At 41.5% G+C, this 17,763-nt stretch carries 15 protein-coding genes, 1 tRNA gene and 1 rRNA gene; 9 read left to right on the top strand and 8 right to left on the bottom strand.

All coding sequences use genetic code 11. The features are described from left to right. Positions 1–311: 311 nt before the first annotated feature. Both rrf and L2703_RS01830 read left to right on the top strand, forming a co-directional pair. A 5S ribosomal RNA gene (rrf, locus tag L2703_RS01835) occupies positions 312–427 on the top strand. Between the two features lie 103 nt (positions 428–530). Further along, a tRNA-Asp gene (locus L2703_RS01830) sits at positions 531–607 on the top strand. Positions 608–816: 209 nt separating this feature from the next. Here the strand turns inward: L2703_RS01830 and rbsK are convergent. After that, positions 817–1,734 carry a ribokinase gene (gene rbsK, locus L2703_RS01825; protein ID WP_248969439.1) on the bottom strand — a complete coding sequence of 306 codons (918 nt, stop codon included), beginning with the start codon at positions 1,732–1,734 and terminating at the stop codon, positions 817–819. Between the two features lie 50 nt (positions 1,735–1,784). Beyond that, the gene (rihA, locus tag L2703_RS01820; RefSeq protein WP_248969438.1) at positions 1,785–2,717 is read right to left on the bottom strand and encodes a pyrimidine-specific ribonucleoside hydrolase RihA; all 933 of its coding nucleotides are present in this window, start codon (positions 2,715–2,717) and stop codon (positions 1,785–1,787) included. Positions 2,718–2,960: 243 nt separating this feature from the next. On the opposite strand from rihA, the gene L2703_RS01815 reads away from it, so the two are divergent. Together L2703_RS01815 and L2703_RS01810 are read left to right on the top strand one after the other, a co-directional pair. Beyond that, entirely contained in the window at positions 2,961–3,212 is a 252-nt protein-coding gene (locus tag L2703_RS01815) for a YkgJ family cysteine cluster protein (RefSeq protein ID WP_248969437.1), read from the top strand. A gap of 35 nt (positions 3,213–3,247) precedes the next feature. Continuing rightward, complete coding sequence (locus tag L2703_RS01810) at positions 3,248–3,703, top strand: Rrf2 family transcriptional regulator (RefSeq protein WP_248969436.1); 456 nt, start codon at positions 3,248–3,250, stop codon at positions 3,701–3,703. On the opposite strand, the gene L2703_RS01805 is transcribed toward L2703_RS01810, so the two are convergent. The 3 genes from L2703_RS01805 to gpmM all read right to left on the bottom strand — a co-directional run bounded on the left by L2703_RS01805 (position 3,678) and on the right by gpmM (position 7,220). Beyond that, positions 3,678–4,436, bottom strand: coding sequence for a divergent polysaccharide deacetylase family protein (locus tag L2703_RS01805; RefSeq protein WP_248969435.1), 759 nt, complete (start codon positions 4,434–4,436; stop codon positions 3,678–3,680). The two genes, L2703_RS01810 and L2703_RS01805, sit on opposite strands and share 26 nt — an antisense overlap. A gap of 98 nt (positions 4,437–4,534) precedes the next feature. Then, positions 4,535–5,668: a murein hydrolase activator EnvC family protein gene (locus tag L2703_RS01800; protein WP_248969434.1), complete on the bottom strand. Its 1,134-nt coding sequence runs from the start codon at positions 5,666–5,668 to the stop codon at positions 4,535–4,537. 10 nt (positions 5,669–5,678) lie between these two features. Then, positions 5,679–7,220, bottom strand: coding sequence for a 2,3-bisphosphoglycerate-independent phosphoglycerate mutase (gene gpmM / locus L2703_RS01795; protein ID WP_248969433.1), 1,542 nt, complete (start codon positions 7,218–7,220; stop codon positions 5,679–5,681). Positions 7,221–7,460: 240 nt separating this feature from the next. On the opposite strand from gpmM, the gene L2703_RS01790 reads away from it, so the two are divergent. The 4 genes from L2703_RS01790 to L2703_RS01775 all read left to right on the top strand — a co-directional run bounded on the left by L2703_RS01790 (position 7,461) and on the right by L2703_RS01775 (position 10,887). Next, positions 7,461–7,895, top strand: coding sequence for a rhodanese-like domain-containing protein (locus L2703_RS01790; RefSeq protein ID WP_248969432.1), 435 nt, complete (start codon positions 7,461–7,463; stop codon positions 7,893–7,895). 200 nt (positions 7,896–8,095) lie between these two features. Then, a complete protein-coding gene (gene secB / locus L2703_RS01785; RefSeq protein ID WP_248969431.1) occupies positions 8,096–8,569 on the top strand; it encodes a protein-export chaperone SecB in 474 nt (157 codons plus the stop codon). Between the two features lie 3 nt (positions 8,570–8,572). Then, the gene (gene gpsA / locus L2703_RS01780) at positions 8,573–9,589 is read left to right on the top strand and encodes an NAD(P)H-dependent glycerol-3-phosphate dehydrogenase (RefSeq protein ID WP_248969430.1); all 1,017 of its coding nucleotides are present in this window, start codon (positions 8,573–8,575) and stop codon (positions 9,587–9,589) included. A gap of 116 nt (positions 9,590–9,705) precedes the next feature. Continuing rightward, entirely contained in the window at positions 9,706–10,887 is a 1,182-nt protein-coding gene (locus tag L2703_RS01775) for a BaiN/RdsA family NAD(P)/FAD-dependent oxidoreductase (protein ID WP_248969429.1), read from the top strand. A gap of 410 nt (positions 10,888–11,297) precedes the next feature. On the opposite strand, the gene L2703_RS01770 is transcribed toward L2703_RS01775, so the two are convergent. Together L2703_RS01770 and L2703_RS01765 are read right to left on the bottom strand one after the other, a co-directional pair. After that, entirely contained in the window at positions 11,298–12,359 is a 1,062-nt protein-coding gene (locus tag L2703_RS01770; RefSeq protein WP_248969428.1) for a nucleotidyl transferase AbiEii/AbiGii toxin family protein, read from the bottom strand. Then, positions 12,356–12,988, bottom strand: coding sequence for a DUF6088 family protein (locus L2703_RS01765; RefSeq protein WP_248969427.1), 633 nt, complete (start codon positions 12,986–12,988; stop codon positions 12,356–12,358). The genes L2703_RS01770 and L2703_RS01765 overlap by 4 nt, the downstream gene beginning before the upstream one ends. A 111-nt stretch (positions 12,989–13,099) precedes the next feature. Here L2703_RS01765 and L2703_RS19045 point away from each other — a divergent pair, with 111 nt between their 5' ends. Beyond that, positions 13,100–15,445 carry a TOTE conflict system archaeo-eukaryotic primase domain-containing protein gene (locus L2703_RS19045; protein WP_248969426.1) on the top strand — a complete coding sequence of 782 codons (2,346 nt, stop codon included), beginning with the start codon at positions 13,100–13,102 and terminating at the stop codon, positions 15,443–15,445. 375 nt (positions 15,446–15,820) lie between these two features. On the opposite strand, the gene L2703_RS01755 is transcribed toward L2703_RS19045, so the two are convergent. Further along, positions 15,821–17,635: a hypothetical protein gene (locus L2703_RS01755; RefSeq protein WP_248969425.1), complete on the bottom strand. Its 1,815-nt coding sequence runs from the start codon at positions 17,633–17,635 to the stop codon at positions 15,821–15,823. Positions 17,636–17,763 lie beyond the last annotated feature (128 nt).

Below are 17,763 nucleotides of genomic sequence, written 5' to 3'. Positions count from 1 at the left end.
AGCGTTGTGAGGCGTTGAGCTAACTTGTACTAATGACCCGTGAGGCTTAACCATACAACCCAGATGGGTTTTACTGATACTTAGTATTAGAATAGAGCACTTAGATAGTGTGATAACTCAACAAAGCGAGTCTGAAAGACGACTGCATTAGCTTTCTGAATTAACTAAATTTTGGTTATTAAGACGCAGGAAATTGTTAGGCTAACAAAGCCGTGACGAGCGAAGCGCGGAGTGTAGTTTACTACATGAGCACTAGAGCGAGGAGACAATGCCGTTAGACGGATAATTAACCAGTCTTTAGACAAAATTTGCCTGGAAACCATAGAGCTGTGGTCCCACCTGATCCCATTCCGAACTCAGAAGTGAAACACAGTATCGCCGATGGTAGTGTGGGGTCTCCCCATGTGAGAGTAGGTCATTTCCAGGCGCCTAATTATCTCGAAAGAGAAGCTCAAAAGAGCAAGTCTTATAGTGCTGACACACTAGCGACTTAAAAAGCATTTAGCATCCTGCGTAAGCAACTTGCTAAAGGAGCGGTAGTTCAGTTGGTTAGAATACCGGCCTGTCACGCCGGGGGTCGCGGGTTCGAGTCCCGTCCGCTCCGCCAACTTAAGATGAAGGCCTTTGCAGTAATGCAAAGGCCTTTTTCGTATTTGAAATTTGAAAATCTAATCAGCGTGGTAATGCCGTTTGCTGCACTATATGTACCGCAGAGGGCTTGTCATGCCTCACCTCCCGCGATTACTTGTATCAGCTTAAGCAATGACAAAAAGCCTCGTCATTTAGAGGAAGCTTTTTGTTGTATAGAACTTGATATCAATCATTTAACTGATCTCGATATGGGATACTGCTTTGTGCTCCATGACGGGTAACTGCAATCGATGAGGCTTTATTTGCAAAAATGACCGCCTCTTGCAGACTTTTTCCTTCATCTAAAGCCACCATCATAGCACCATTAAATGTATCACCTGCTGCGACAGTGTCGATAGCTGTAACGATTGGAGCGGGTATGATTTTGCCTTCGCCTTTACCTTGTTCGCTAACATAAGCCCCTTTGCTGCCAAGGGTAATAACAACACTATTGACACCTTGTTGATGAAAATAGTCTGCTGCTTTAGAGGCACTTAATTGATCGTTAACTTCGACTCCTGTTAATGCCAATGCTTCTGTCTCATTTGGCGTGATAATGTCTACTAAGTTAAGTATTTCTTTACTTAATGCTGTTGCTGGAGCTGGGTTTAGTATGGTTGTACAGTCATATTGTCTGGCAAGTTGCAGTGCCGATTGAACACTGTCTAAGGTGGTTTCGAGTTGGATTAACATGTAATTCGCTTGCTCAAATTTAGCATGCTGTTGCTGAAAATGCTCTGAGCCGAGGCAGGTGTTTGCACCAGGGACGATTCCGATACTGTTTTCACCTTGTTGATCAACAAAAATCATTGCGGTTCCGGTGCTTTGATTTGCTATTTGATAGCACCCAGATATATCGATATCGTCTTCTGACCAAGCTTTGCGCATCATATCAGCATTATTGTCATCTCCTAACGCAGCGATGAAGCAAACGGTTTGCTGTGGATTTCTTAAGCGTGCCGTAGCCACTGCCTGATTTGCTCCCTTACCACCCAGTTCAAGGCGATATTGTTGACACAATAAGGTTTCACCGGCTTGAGGAAGATTTTCAAACGTTAATACATGATCGGCATTAGCGCTGCCAACGATGAGTAAAGTACTCATGTTTCTCCTTTATTGTTTGTCGTTAGATCCATCGGCATAAAATAGATGAGTTAGTAATCGTTTAGACGCTCTACGATAAAGTCGACAAACCCTTCACGGTTTATAGTAAACAGCACTTTGGCATTGTGTGGTTTTCCAGTTAATTGATAACGATCCACAACAGTCATTCCTTGCGTGTGCTCACCTTTTGTTTCAATGCCAACCCAGCAATCAACGGTGGTAAATAATGACGGGTTTAATAACCAGGCAATAGTACAAGGGTCATGCAGTGGCGCACCAGTAAAGCCCCATTTAGGATCTCGATGATAAATCATAAAGAAGTCGAGCAGTTCGGCAACGCATAGGGCAATAGGATTGCTGATAGCCCTTATGCGCTCGATATCTTCATCCATGATTTGCGCTTGATGAGTCACATCAAGCCCGCACATTACGATAGGTATACCCGATTTAAACACCATGTCAGCCGCTTCTGGGTCGACAAAAATATTAAATTCAGCCGCTGGGGTCCAATTGCCGACACCAGCAGCACCTCCCATCATTACGATGCTGTCAATATTATGGTGAAGCTCAGGGTGCGTTGCTAAAAAAAGTGCGATATTGGTTAATGGACCTGTGGGGACAAGTGTTACTGGTTGTGGACTGTTTTTTACTTTTTGTGCCATTAATTCAATGGCTGTTTGGTCGACTGGTGCAAATGCAGGGTCGGGTAACTTAGGGCCATCAAGACCTGATTCACCATGGACGTTATCTGCAATAATTAAATCGCGCGCTAAAGGTTTAGGTGCTCCTGCGGCAACGGGTATATCATGTCGACCAAGTAATGTGAGCACGCGTAAAGCATTATTTAAGGTTTTATCAGGAGTTTGATTGCCTGCACTTGTTGTTACGGCAAGCACATCTAGCTTATTTGAGCTTAATGCTAAAATAAGAGAGATGGCATCATCATGGCCTGGATCGCAATCTAATATGACAGGGCGTTTCATTGGTAATATCCTTATTTCTGCAAGAGTGTTAAATGTACCACTCTGACTGGTGTCGGTTTAATGCCTAATGGCCAAAGTGTGATCGAAAATACGCCGCAGTTTAGCTAGGTAAAAGTCATTGACATAAGGCGTCTGAGGTTGGCGAGTGTTTCAAGCTAAGTGAGCATTATTAATGTTATGAAATGTGTCGGCATGGTGTTGTTTTATTTATATAAGATTTAGTTATTATAAGCAGGATTTTTTATGGATTGTCGCTTAGGCTGCGGCGCATGTTGTATTGCACCTTCAATCACTAGCCCTATTCCTGGAATGCCAAATGGTAAGCCGGCTGGTGAGCGTTGCATTCAATTGAATGACGACAATTTATGTATGATCTTTGGTCAGCCAGATAGGCCTGATGTTTGTAGTGGATTTGCAGCAAGTATCGATGTTTGTGGCACAACAAATGAACAAGCTTTATGGTTGATCACTGATTTAGAGTCTTCAACATGTTAATCTTTGCCTATTATTTATTTTGAGTGATTAAAACCATGCAACTGACACGATATACAGATTTTGGTATTCGTATTTTAATGTATCTTGCAGTGCAACCTGAACGAGAAAGTTTGTTTCGGATTGCAGAGGTCACCTGCGTATTTGATTTGTCGTCTAATCACGTTGCAAAAATTATTCATCAGCTAGGAAGGCTGGGCTACTTACAAACTGTTCGGGGGAAAAACGGTGGCTTTAGACTGGCCAAAACAGCGGCTGAATTGAATTTAGGTCAGTTGGTACGTAATTTAGAGCATTCGCTCGCGCCGATTGACTGCGAGTCGCCCTATTGCCGTTTTACCCCTATTTGCAAGTTAAAAGGTGTGTTAGCTCAAGCTGTTGCGGCATACCTTGCTGTACTTGATAACTATACGCTAGCAGATATTGTTGATAACAAAGAAGATATTCTTGCAACCTTGCCTGATTTATCTATTTCAGTGTTGCAGTTGGATTAGTGTGACTTGAGGTGGCAAGATGAATGTCATCAAACAATTGAGACGCTTGTACTAACACAATACCGTTGTCTGCTAAACGATCTAGGTTGGCGTGTAAATAGCGTATTGTTTCAGGATATGGATGCGCTATAGCAACCAGTTTTTTCTGTTGTTTAGCTTTTTTGATCATTGCAGTAAATTGCTTTTCTAACCCGTGCTGGCTTACATCATTATCTAAGAACACTTCCCGTCTCAACAATGGCACACCTAATTTATTGGCCGTATCACTTGCCTTGGTGTATTTAGTGGTGACACTGTCAACAAAAAACAATTGTTGCTGCTTTAGGCTTTGCATAACCCAAAGCATCGGGTCGTCCATTTGTGTTAACAGACTGCCCATATGATTGTTAGCACCTTTAGCAAAAGGAATACTTTTAAACGCAGATTGCAGTTGTTGTTTTATTTGCGACTCACTCATGTCGTTGGTTAATCCACCAGGACCTAACGCTTTGCCGTTTAATGCCTGCATAGGAAGATGCAACATAATTTCGTGGCCTTTTTTATACCCATCATTAGCCAGTTTTTGGCCCAGTGGAGTATGGGGTAATACTGACAACGTAATGTTTTGAGGGAGTGTTAATGCGGCTTCGTCGGTTAGCCTGTAACCAATATCGTCGATAATAATGGCCAGTTTGGCGGCGTTTGCAGGTAAAATGATGCACAAGCAAACTAAGATGATGATTACGTTTCGCACGAGTTAAGTTTATCTTTTTATGATTTATCGTTTTAATTTAGTTGGCTCGATTATAGCCAATATCGACGTTATAAATACAGTGCTAGTCGGCACTCAATTTAACGGCAGTAATACGCTGGGTCGACGGCTTTTCCCTTGTTACGTATTTCAAAATAAAGCCCAGGTTCACTCTGTCCTCCAGAGCTACCAACAAGAGCTATTGAATCTCCACTTTTAACCATATCTCCTGGTTCTTTAAGCAGGGTTTGCGCATGGCCATATAAACTCATGTAGCCTTTGCCATGGTCAATAACTAATACCATACCAAACCCACGTAGCCAGTCAGCATAAATGACTTTACCTGATGCCACAGCATGAATGTTTTGTCCTTCCGGCGCTGCTAACACACTGCCTTTCCAGACGATTTGCCCTGATCGGCTACTGCCAAAGCGTTTACTCATACGGCCTTTAGTAGGCCATTTTAACTTGCCGCGTTGATTAGCTAAACCGTCCATTGTTGGGTTAGCCTGTGACGCTACCATGGCTTGTTGCACGATTCGTTTTAAGCTGGCTTCTTCAATTTGAAGCTGTTCTAGCTCAGCCCCTTTGCTTGATAACGTTCGTTGAAGCTGTGTTAGGGTTTGTTTACGTTGGCCTTGTTCTTTAGACAGTTGTTGTGCCTGCTTTTTTTGTTCAATCACTAACGCATTGAGTTTTTGTTGTGAAGCCACTTGCTGTTGTTTCACTTTGTCTAAATCAATACTGGTTTGTTTTAACTGTTTAATGGCTTTAATACGGGCATTATTCAAAAATTGGTAGTAGGCCAACATGCGCTCGACGGTTGCCGGGTTTTGTTGGTTTAGCATCATTTTTGTATAGTCATGATTACCGGCAAGGTATGCGCTAGATAATTGTTTTGATAAAGTTTCTTGTTGAGTGCTTTTGAGGCTTGCGAGCTCGACTTGTTGTTTGTCCAATTCGCGTAATTTTGTGTTAACCGCAGCGAGTGAGGCTTGCGATTGATTGACTTTTTGGGCGGCTTTAGCAATGGCTTGCTCATCACTTTTTAACAGTGCAACCAGCTTCTCTCGTTGTTTGGCGGTATCTTTAAGCGAATTTTGCTGCTGGTTTATTTGTGCTTGAATAGACTTTAATGCCGATTGACGAGAAGCCAAATCAGCGCTGTTTGCCATAAATGAAAGGATTAGAAAGCCAGCAACAATGCTGGCTTTAACAAATAAACGAGTCATCACGAGTTAATGTTTACTCTTTAAGGTCAATGATACAGCGTCCACTCATTTCTTTCGGGATGCTTTGGCCCATCAAGGTTAACATAGTTGGCGCGATATCGCTCAAGCGTCCACCATCTTTTATTGTGGCGTCACGGCCAACATAAATAAATGGTACTAGTTCGCTGGTGTGTGCGGTATGAGCTTGCCCTGTTGATGGGTCGGTCATTTGTTCAGCGTTACCGTGGTCAGCAGTAATTAAACATTCACCGCCCACTTTAGCTAACGCCTCAACCACTCGGCCAATACAGGCATCAACGGCTTCACAGGCTTTAACTGCCGCATCAAAATTACCTGTGTGGCCAACCATGTCGCCATTAGGGTAGTTACAAATAATCACATCGTACTGACTTGATTCAATCGCTTCGACTAGCTTGTCAGTGAGTTCTGTTGAGCTCATTTCTGGTTGTAAGTCGTAAGTTGCAACTTTAGGTGATTGAATTAAAATGCGATCTTCACCTTCGAATGGCTCTTCTTTACCGCCATTAAAAAAGAACGTGACGTGAGCATATTTTTCAGTTTCTGAAATGCGCAACTGAGTTTTACCCTGGTTTTGCAGCGTTTCACCAAAGGTGTTCACTAGGTCTTCAGACGGGTAAGCTACTGCTGCATTGATGTCTGCTGCATATTCGGTGAGCATTACAAAATCGATTTTTGGGGTTTTATTACGAACAAAACCGTCAAAATCGGGGTTAACAAAACAGCGCGTAATTTGACGAGCACGGTCGGCACGGAAGTTCATAAAAATGAGTGCATCGTTATCGTTTAATTCAGCGGCTTGGCCTTGGCTATCAACAATGGTTGATGCCGACACAAATTCGTCGTTTTCGTCACGGGCATAAGCGGCTTCTAGTGCTTCAGGTGCACTGCTATAGCTAAATTTTCCTTTGCCTTGCGTGATGAGTTCGTATGCTTGTGATACACGATCCCAGCGGTTATCACGGTCCATTGCAAAGTAGCGACCGATAATTGATGCGGTACGACCATGCCCTAGTGACGCAAACAGTTCATCAAAATGCACTAAGCTGTTTTTAGCACTGCGTGGCGGAGTATCGCGCCCGTCTAAAAATGCGTGTAAGTACACTTTAGTTGCGCCACGTTCAACGGCCATACGGCACATGGCTTCAATGTGCTCTTCGTGGCTGTGTACGCCACCTGGAGACAATAGCCCCATAATGTGGACAGCACTGTTGTTAGCAATGGCTTTGTCTACTGCATTACACAGTGCATGGTTTTTTTCAAACTCATGATCGTCAATGGCTTTGCTAATACGAGTCAGTTCTTGATACACAATACGGCCAGAACCGATATTAATATGGCCAACTTCAGAGTTACCCATTTGGCCGTCTGGTAAACCCACATCAATACCAGAACCTGAAATTAAGCTGTGAGGATATTGGGCATTTAGCTTATCTAGCACGGGAGTGTTTGCATGGAAAACCGCATTGTCTTGCGGATCTTCACGGTAACCCCAGCCATCGAGGATAAGTAATGCTAAAGGACGTTTTTTAGTCATTTGCAAGTACCTTTTAAGTTAAAAATAGAAGTGTTATAAAATTTCAATTGTATGAATATTACTACTTATCGATAGCATGCAAAAGGCATATAACTTTCAAGATGCAACTAAAGCATTCATTAAAGCGGTGTGGGTCACGAATAAACACGTTATTTAAGTGTTTCACTAATGAAAACTACCTAGCAAAACGATATACTCGTTGGCATCTCATCTTAGTCATTTTCAGAGAAATCAGTAATTATGCAAGAGTACATGGAATTTTTTAAAGCTAATCCTATGTTAAGTTTAGCGTGGGTCGGTTTGTTTGTGGCGCTAGTAGTGAGTGTCATTAAGTCGAGCACATCAAAAGTTAAAAACGTCGGTAATCAAGAGTTAACGATTATGGTTAACAAGCAAGATGCCAAAGTGATTGATGTTCGCGGTAAAGAAGAATTTAAGAAAGGTCATATTGTAGATGCGCTAAATGTAACCTTGTCTGAAATTAAAAATAATCAAGTATCAAGCCTTGAAAAGTATAAAAACAGCCCCATTATAATAGTATGTAACTCAGGTATGACATCGTCACAAGCTGCTCAACTCCTTATTAAACAAGGTTTTGAAAACGTGTTTAACCTTAAAGGTGGCATGGGTGAATGGCAGGGTGCCAATTTACCCGTAGTTAAAAGTAAGCGTTAATACATCGCTTTACATATGCAGTGTTAACAAATTGGGTATGCGTTAATACTGCTTATAAACCAGATTTTGTTGAAGAGTTTAACAAAGTCAACTTTACGGGATAGCACTAATAATGGGTCACATGATTGTTATTAGTTGCGAAAGCCCAACACAATTAGCTGCACAGAAAAGCTAAATAACACATATATAGGTAGGAAATTATGGCTGAAGTCGCAAACAACGAAGCACAAGCACCACAGTTCAACATTCAGCGTATTTATACAAAGGATTTGTCTTTTGAAACGCCAAACAGCCCTTCTGTTTTTCAAAAAGAATGGAACCCAGAAGTAAAATTAGACCTAGACACTCGCAGCAATAAATTGTCTGACGACACGTTTGAAGTGATTCTATCACTGACTGTTACGGCTAAAAATGGCGAAGAAACAGCATTCTTATGTGAAGTACAGCAAGCAGGTATTTTCTCCATTTCGGGTTTAACCGAGCCACAACTAGCACACTCTTTAGGTGCATACTGCCCTAACGTGTTGTTCCCATACGCACGTGAATTAGTGGGTAATTTAGTTGGCCGTGGTACGTTCCCACAATTAAACCTAGCGCCAGTAAACTTTGATGCCCTATTTGCTCAGTATGTTCAACAGCGTCAAGCTGCTGCAGCTGAAGAAGCAACAGCATAATTTATGAGTAACACTGCCGAAATTACGGTATTGGGGGCGGGGTCTTATGGCACCGCCCTTGCTATTTCTTTGGCCAGTAACGGCCATAAGACGTTGCTTTGGGGACATGATCCTAAAAGCATGCAAGTATTAGCAGATAACCGTAGCAACGAACGATTTCTACCGGGTATTGCGTTTCCTGATTGTTTAGCAATCGAACCTGATTTAGGCAAAGCGCTCGCAGCAAGTAAAAATATCTTAGTGGTCGTGCCAAGCCATGTGTTTGGTGATGTACTTAAACAGGCTAAGCCATTATTACGCGAAGATGCACGTATTGTGTGGGCTACAAAAGGGCTAGAGCCTGAAACTGGCCGCCTACTACAAGATGTTGCCCGTGAGCAGTTGGGTGAGCAATACCCATTAGCGGTATTGTCTGGGCCTACGTTTGCAAAAGAGCTTGCAGCAGGTTTACCCACAGCTATTTCGGTTGCAGGTACCTGCCCACAGTTCACTCACGATTTAGTTGAATTACTTCACAGTCCAAAGCGTTTACGTGTTTATGCGAATGACGACTTTACAGGTATTCAGCTTGGCGGCGCAGTGAAAAACGTGATTGCCATTGGTGCAGGCATGTCAGACGGTATCGGCTTTGGTGCTAATGCTCGTACCGCATTAATTACCCGTGGGCTCGTTGAATTAAGCCGTTTAGGTGAAGCGCTAGGTGCTGATGCGTCTACCTTTATGGGGATGGCTGGTTTAGGTGACTTGGTACTAACATGTACTGACAACCAGTCGCGCAATCGCCGTTTTGGTTTGGCATTAGGCCAGGGTAAAGATGTGATGACGGCGCAAGACGAGATCGGTCAAGTCGTTGAAGGTTATCGCAATACTAAAGAAGTGTTTACTTTAGCCAAACGTCTAGGGGTAGAAATGCCCATTACCGAGCAAATCTATCAAGTGCTTTATCAAGGAAAAGCGCCAGTTGAAGCCGCAAAAGAGTTACTCAGTCGAGATAAAAAGTCAGAGACACTCAAAAAATAGTATGACAACACGATTTATATAACCGTGAATACATAATCAAAAGGATGCTAAAATAGCGTCCTTTTTTGCATTTATGCGCAACGTAAATCATCAATTCAAATTGTGTGGAGTAAAGCGTGAAACATCATGACGTAATCATCATCGGCGCAGGCGCGGCAGGGTTAATGTGTGCTGCCACTGCGGGTTATCGCGGTCGTGATGTGTTAGTACTCGACAATGCCAAACAGGCTGGCCGAAAAATTTTGATCAGCGGCGGCGGGCGCTGTAACTTCACCAATCAAAAGGTTGAGCCGCATCAGTTTATTTGCGGTAATCCACACTTTGTAAAATCGGCATTAGCACGTTATCGCCCCAGTGACTTTATTGAGTTGGTCGAGCGCCATGGTATTGAATACCACGAGCGCGATCATGGTCAGTTATTTTGTAATGATTCCGCCAAAGACATTGTCACCATGTTAATGACCGAGTGCGAATGGGCAGGCGTTAAGGTGAAGCTGCGTACTGACATTTTATCGGTTAATAAAGTCGACAACGGCTTTGTGTTAACGACCAGTAATGGTGATCTAAGCTGCCAGTCTTTAGTGGTGGCCACCGGCGGATTATCTATGCCCAAATTGGGGGCCACGCCATACGGTTATAAACTTGCCGAACAATTTGGTTTAACCGTGTTACCGACCAGTGCTGGGCTAGTGCCTTTTACTTGGCATGCAGAGCAAAAAGCGCGCTTTGAAGCCTTGTCGGGTATTGCTGTGCCTGCAACTATTACCGCACAAGATGGCACCCAGTTTAGCGAAGCACTATTATTTACCCATCGTGGACTGTCTGGCCCAGCCATACTGCAAATTTCAAACTATTGGCGAGCTGGCGAAGCAATATCAATTAATTTATTGCCAGGCGAAGACGCGTTAGAAAAAATCGAACTTGCACTTAAAAATCACCCTAAACAAAGCTTACGCAACACCCTTAGTCATTGGTTGCCAAAACGTCTAGTCGAAGCCTTATTTGAAGAAGCGCAATTAGATAAAGCCTTAAATCAACTTGGCCACGGCGAGCGTGAACAACTCGCCCAACGTTTAAATCACTGGTCAATTATTATGAATGGTACAGAGGGGTATCGTACCGCAGAAGTGACCTTAGGTGGGGTTGATACTAATGAGTTGTCATCAAAAACCATGGAAGCCAAAAACGTTCCTGGGCTGTACTTTATTGGTGAGGTTATGGACGTAAGTGGCTGGTTAGGCGGGTTTAATTTTCAGTGGGCCTGGGCATCTGGTGTTGCCGCCGGGTTGGCAGTTTAATTGAAATGATGAAATTAAAACGAAGACTATTTGAACTCAACGAAGACAATCTTTTTGTGAAACTGTTTAATTTCAATCGATGGACTCTTTAGAAAGTAAGGTAGTAAAGCGAGACATTCAAGACTTAAATGCTTGCGAGGGACCAATGTTTGATCATATTTTTGAAGTTATAGATGAGGATAAAGCGATTTTTCTCAAAGATAGCTCAGATATGTGTACCGTTATGAGGGAAATATTGACAGCAAATAAGATATCGAATTCTGCCGAGCATAAGCTAGCTTTGAAACGGATAAAGTAATGCAGAACTTGATACAGAGTTGAGAAATGAGCTAGATGATTCAGGTGGAATTGTTTGCCAGTATGAAGAGCAATTCTTGAACTAGTTGTGCTTTTAATTCAATGTGAGCTTCCTACAACAATGACTTGATATGTTGATTGAATTTATTTTGTGTTGCTTCAAGCCGTGTAACTATAGTGTCGAATGGATCTGGCTCGGTAAAAAACATGCCTCCAGCAACAGCCTCGGCATGATCATGTCTAATACCCTTTAACCTTTTAACTTTTGGGATCAGTTTTAGTTTGCCTTGAAGTATCTCTTCGTAGTCAACCCCAAGGCTGGCCCAACGGTGCTTTTTCATTTCAATAACGGCAAGCATGGCTTCAGAGGTATTTAGGGGATCGTCAAACTTCATATTTAAAAGGCAATCGACATCGTACCAATGTCGAGCGAGTCTATTTGGGTTGAGGGCTTTTTCTTGGGTTGAAAATTGGTGTAATGCCGTTAATTTCTCCCAGAGAATAAAATCCCTCTGATATGCCATTACGCTAGCTTTTGGTAGTGCTAGTGATGTGAAATCAGGAATGCTGTTCATATAGCAATCAATATCGATGATTTCAGTTGGCTTGCCTCTGTTCCTTCCGCCAAATTCCAATAATATATGATCAAGCTGGTAGTCATTATCGCTGTGGGTTACACGTGGGAAATGGATATCAATTTTTTCACCATGAGAGTCAGGTTCAAGCTCGGCAGTCAGCCCTTCTATGTTGTACTGCACAAGACGATGATTCAGCTTGTCAACTAAGTCGTTGCTCCACTGCATAAGACGTTTCTGTTGCTCATCTCTAAACTTCTTATTTTGGCTATTGCTCTGAATGCTCTTTTGCCATGCTGCAAGCTCAACATCTTCTGACAATCCAGACAGATCGGCCCAATGAATAGATAAATCAATATCTTCGGAGAAACGCTCAATAGCACCCCAGCATTTACTGAGTGCTGTTCCACCTTTAAATGCTACCGAGCAGTCACCGAGTAACTTTTCGTCGTATAGTAGGCGAAGAATTTCAGTAACCCAGATATCTTTTTCCAAAAAGTTAGCCACTAAACCATGCTCATGTTGTTGGGCGGCATATGAAAATATGTTTGCAAGGTCTTCATGTTTAGATTTATCGGCGTACAGGTCAAAAATATTCATGATTGAAGACTGTTTTCTAGCTGATTTAATTTAGATTTCCATATTACTAATTCTGGACTATTACTCAACTTTCTAATAACCCTAACAGCTTCTTTTTCTTGTAAATTTAAGCGTTTTATAGCCATCAGCAAGGTAGATACTGGGGTGTGTTCAGGCGAAAGGGAAAGTAACCCTCTAAATAAGGCTCCCTCAGGTTTGTTTATCCACTGCAACTTGGTTTCAGTCGTGTGTTTTACTTGGACAACTTCATTGCCAACATGAAACTCACGAGATGGTCCCGTTGTCCAATATACGGTTTTAACAGGTGCCTGAGTTTGCAAACCGAGCCGATAAGCCACTTCTAGCCCTTGAGGGGTTATTTTATACTTGTTACTCCGTGCCCATGTCTTCGCTACTTCTTCAGCTTTTGCTATAATTTTAATCGAAGGGATACTGGCTAAGGGTTTTGGACGAGAATAAATGCCTTTTGCTAAACGAGCAACTTGGCCTTCCTTGGTTAATCGGCTCATAGCCTTTTGAACAGATGTCGTAGTGCCTAGAGAGTAAAAACTCTCTATGGAAAATGGAACTCCTCGTTTCATTCGAGATAATCTATTGGCAACTAACGCTGAAACAGACACTGTTAACATCCTGACAAAATGTGATGTGTGTGATTTAATTGTACCTTAGTTAGAATAAGGTTTGTAGCTATATTTGTGTCAGGATTAATAAAGTTACAATGGGGTTGTATGCTAAGGGTTGTGTCTTCAAATGCTGAACTAGAAATCATAGATAAAAGACTTTCTGAACTAGAAAGTGAGCGACAAATCTTGCTCGCAAGACGCTCATTTTTGCTGAACTCTAATCTTACGGTGTTACGCTTAAACACTGCTCAGAAGATAGATATCTATATGGGACTTTTTCGTGGACGAAAAGATATTTATGCTAATCGCTGGCAAAGTAAGGAAGGACGTTGCGGCTACTCGGTTAGTTGCCATAATGAATGGCAACAAGGCATATGTTTTAAACCGAAAGTAAAATGTACAGAATGTGTTAATCAAGCATTTAAGTTGTTAGACCGAAGCGCCATATACGGCCACCTTTCAGGCAAACATACTATAGGCTTATATCCACTTTTAGAGGATAATTCTTGTTGGTTGCTTGCTGCTGATTTTGATAAGTCAGATTGGCAAGTTGCTGTACAAGCTTTTAGAAAAGCGTGTAATGAACTGAATATTCCTTGTAGTGTGGAGCGTTCGCGCTCCGGTAATGGAGCCCATATCTGGGTGTTTTTTGAGTCTCCAGTATTAGCTAAAGAAGCCAGGCTGTTAGGTTTTATCTTGCTCGATAAAGCAATGGAGTTTCATGCAGGTCTATCATTCGAGTCTTATGACCGACTGTTTCCTAATCAGGATCTTCTGCCCATAGGAGGCTTTGGAAACTTAATTGCACTTCCTTTGCAACATGCTCCTCGTCAGCAAGGTAACAGCGTATTTATTGACGAAAATTTATCCCCTTACTCTGATCAGTGGGGTTACTTATCATCGGTTAAAAAGCTTGCGAGGCAACAATTAGAAATTATTCTTAGTTATCAATCACAAGATGTGAAGCAAGATACAGAAAGAAAGCCTTGGGAGCTAAACTACGCCAGAGACTATGAAGTCATTACAGGCTGTCCTGAAAAGTTAACTCTAGTTCTGGCCAGTCGTTTATACCTTAGTATAAGTGCCTTACCGCAGGCGTTGTTGGCAAGGTTAAAGCGAATTGCTAGTTTTTCTAACCCAGTATTCTTTAAAACTCAGGCGTTACGTTTTTCAACCAATGGGATCCCGCACTTTATTTGCTTGGCGGAGGTTGATAATGGCTACCTAGCTTTACCTCGTGGTTGCTTTGATGAAGTATCTAGTCTGTTGGAAAGCAATGGGATTGAGATCGAGTTGGAGGATAAGCGCAAGCAGGGGACTCGTTTAAAAGGGTTAATGTTCAAAGGTGAGTTGAGGAAAGATCAAAAGAAAGCTGTAGCGGTATTGGCAAAGCATGATACTGGTGTGTTACATGCGCCGACGGCATTTGGCAAAACAGTCGCAGCAATTGGCCTGATCCATCGGCGTAAAGTTAATACTCTGATTTTGGTTCATAGTCGCCAGTTATTGGATCAATGGAAAGAGCGTTTAACTGCATTTCTTGATGGTTGCGATGTGGGGTTAATAGGTGGTGGTAAACGAAAGCCTACAGGGCAAGTAGATATTGCCACTTATCAAAGTCTGATTAATCGAAAAGATAACAGTGTCGCTCCGCTGTTGTATGACTATGGCCAAGTTATCATTGATGAATGCCATCATATTTCTGCACCCAACTACGAAAGGTTGTTGAATGAAGTTCATGCAAAATACATCTTGGGGATCACTGCTACTCCAGATCGTCAGGATGGTCATCAACCGATAATATTTATGCAAGCAGGGCCAATAAGGCATGTCGTGGCTAATGAAGGTAATAAGTTTATTCAGCAAGTTAAGCTCTCTAGACTACAATTTGAACTTCCATTAGAGTTGCGAGGTGAGGAAGGTCGATCGCACATAGCGGATGTTTATCGCTGGTTAATGAATGATGATAAGAGAAACGCCCTTATTATTTCTGATATCTTATCGGTTGTTGCACAACAAAGGCATCCTATAATTCTAACTGAGCGCAGAGAACATGCTGAATTGTTAGGCGAGTTATTGTTAGAAAATGGGATTAGCTTTGTGCTTCTGCGAGGTGCGATGAGCGCTAAAGAGCGAGCGCTTTCAATGGCGGCCTTGGATGATACTCAAGTCATAGTGGCGACAGGAAAATATATTGGTGAGGGTTTCGATTTACCAAAGTTAGATACTTTATTTCTTGTCTTACCTATCTCTTGGAAAGGCTCACTAGTGCAGTATGTTGGTCGAATACAAAGACAGTTTGAAGGAAAAGATAAAGTGATAGTGTTTGACTATCTCGACTCTGCTTTGCCAATGCTGCAAAGAATGTATCAAAAGAGAGCTAAAGGCTACGCTGCTATGGGGTACACTATTACCGAAAAAGCTGAAGAGTTATTGCAAGCTCAATTGGACTTAGATACATAAAGTATTGGGCACTTTTCCCATGGCCATAGGAACTTCACTGGCAGATATGACCCTTGCAACCTGTCTACTCAATGAGTCATTTCTACGCAATGAGTCATTTGGGGTTGTTTAGCTTTTAGGAAGGTAAACACCAATTGATAATCTAAATCAATGCGTTACAAATGTCTTCGTTTTAATTCCATCTTGGGGGCGAAAAGTGCCCCCATGCTATGTGGGTTACAGCTCAGCTTTGTCTTCGTTTTAAATACACGGATACGTAATTGTAAGCATGGAACTCAACGAAGACAATCTTTTTGTGAAACTGCTTAAAAATAATCTATAGCATTGATTATTAAGCTTAAAAGATTGTCTTCGCGCTATTGTATATTAAGCATGTTATGGTTTATGACGTTTGAACAAAACGGCTGGGTTGTTTCTAAGTAACAGTAATACAAAGAGCAGTAATAACAAGTTAATGCCTACGCTACCGCCACTTGAGCCACCTTCAGCACCACTGCCATTAACTTCTACTTCGAGATAAAACTTAAGTACGCCACCCTTACCATCGTTGGCTGTAACGCCTATGGAGTATTTTCCCGTTTGGGCTGAGATGATTTGCAACAAACCATAATCATCTCCTTTAGAATTTGGGGGAAGGTTGGTATATGTATAACTTATAGGGCTATCGTAATCGGGGTCCCATACCAAATCATTTAAGAATAATTCGTATGAACCACCTTTTTTCAAATATTCTTTGCTAAGTGGGCTAATTAATTCAGGCGCATCATTGATATTGATAAAATCGATGGCGAAATTGGTGAGCAACTTTGTTCCTGAATAGACTTGAACCCTAGACCTGTCTATTTTTTCATAGTTACCAGCACTGGATAGAACAAATATGTCTTTTTTCCCTGGCTTTCCTGTTATTTTTTCACCATCAAACGTTAATGGTGCTGGCAGCCCTTTTATTGTCAATAGACTTGGGTTGGTATAATAGTTTTTGAGGTTGATTTCACTGTACTGATCTTGTGTCCATTGAAAACTAAAACTATTTAGAGAGTCTAATTTCGTAATTGGTAATGTGTTAGCCAACTGAAAAGATTGAATTACTTTGTCATTCCGACCTATGCTTAATCCATATTCTGCATCGATAAGAATACAGTCATCTATCGTAAGTAAATTTCGGGTCTGATCTGTAAAATGTAACGATAACTTTTCTTTACTGTAAATGATGGCCCTACATTGAGGCCCTAACCCATAATCTGTATCAGCTACAAATTGCACTGATAAATTGGTATCCTCTACACCACTCCCAGGAGCGGTCCCTGAGTCTAACCACTGATCGTTTTCATAAATGTAATGTTTGTCTGGGTATAAATTTACATTACCAGAGTAGATAAATAATTCTGATTTAGCACTGAGTGCAGTAATCCCTTTCAATCTAACATTACTTGGTAAACTAATATCATTTAGTAAAAAAATATTACCGAATTCATCGAAGCGGATTATGTATGCCTTAGCTACGCCTGTGTTGCTATCAGATATTTCAAACAGAAATTGATTAAAACCAGCTAGGAAATAAGTTCGGTAAAAAGGTGATGTTGTGAAATTTGATAAGTCAGGTAATTCACCTTGAACATCTTGGCAAGTGATGTCTGTAACATTCACGGTGCAGTGTGTCGCGATGATGGTATTTTGAGAATATATAAAGCTAAATATAGTGTTTTCAGATGATTGAGTAACATTGATATACCCCCCCATACCAGGGAAAAGCTCTACTTCTTTGACCAGTTTAAACCCATCATTTAAATCAATACTTGAAAGATAATTACTGGAGTCGAGGTTGTTTTGATTACTGATAATTAATTTATCGTCAATTTTTGCGATAATCTTGAAGTTAATGTATTCATTATCCGCGAAATCGAGTACGACTTTTTGATTGAATTCAAGTAAATGCGATGTTGGCTCATATTGCCAAATATAAAGTGTCTGTACAGTGTCTGAGTCGAGATTATTGCCAATTAAGTAAAGCGTATTTGTTGATTTATCAAAGTGATATGTTCTTACGCTGTCAGGGTATAGCTCTTGTTGTTCTTCCCTGTAATCAAGCGTTTGCAAGATGTTAAAGGCATCTTCTGCGGTACTTGAGAAACACATAAAGCTCATGCCGGCTAGGATTAACCCTCGACAAAAAACCACAAACTTATTCATTGAAAATCCGTTATCCAATAGTTATTTGCCGTAATCTATCCGACATCTATAAATGTTTCAAGTATGTTAACAAGCACGCCATATAATGAGCCTTTTGTTTTTTAATTGAATGTTTAAGGCTTAGACTT

Source organism: Shewanella basaltis (assembly GCF_023283885.1).
In the GTDB taxonomy this organism is placed as follows: Bacteria; Pseudomonadota; Gammaproteobacteria; order Enterobacterales; family Shewanellaceae; genus Shewanella; species Shewanella basaltis.
Note: the sequence above shows the minus strand (reverse complement) of the source record. Positions and strands in the feature narration are given on the sequence as shown.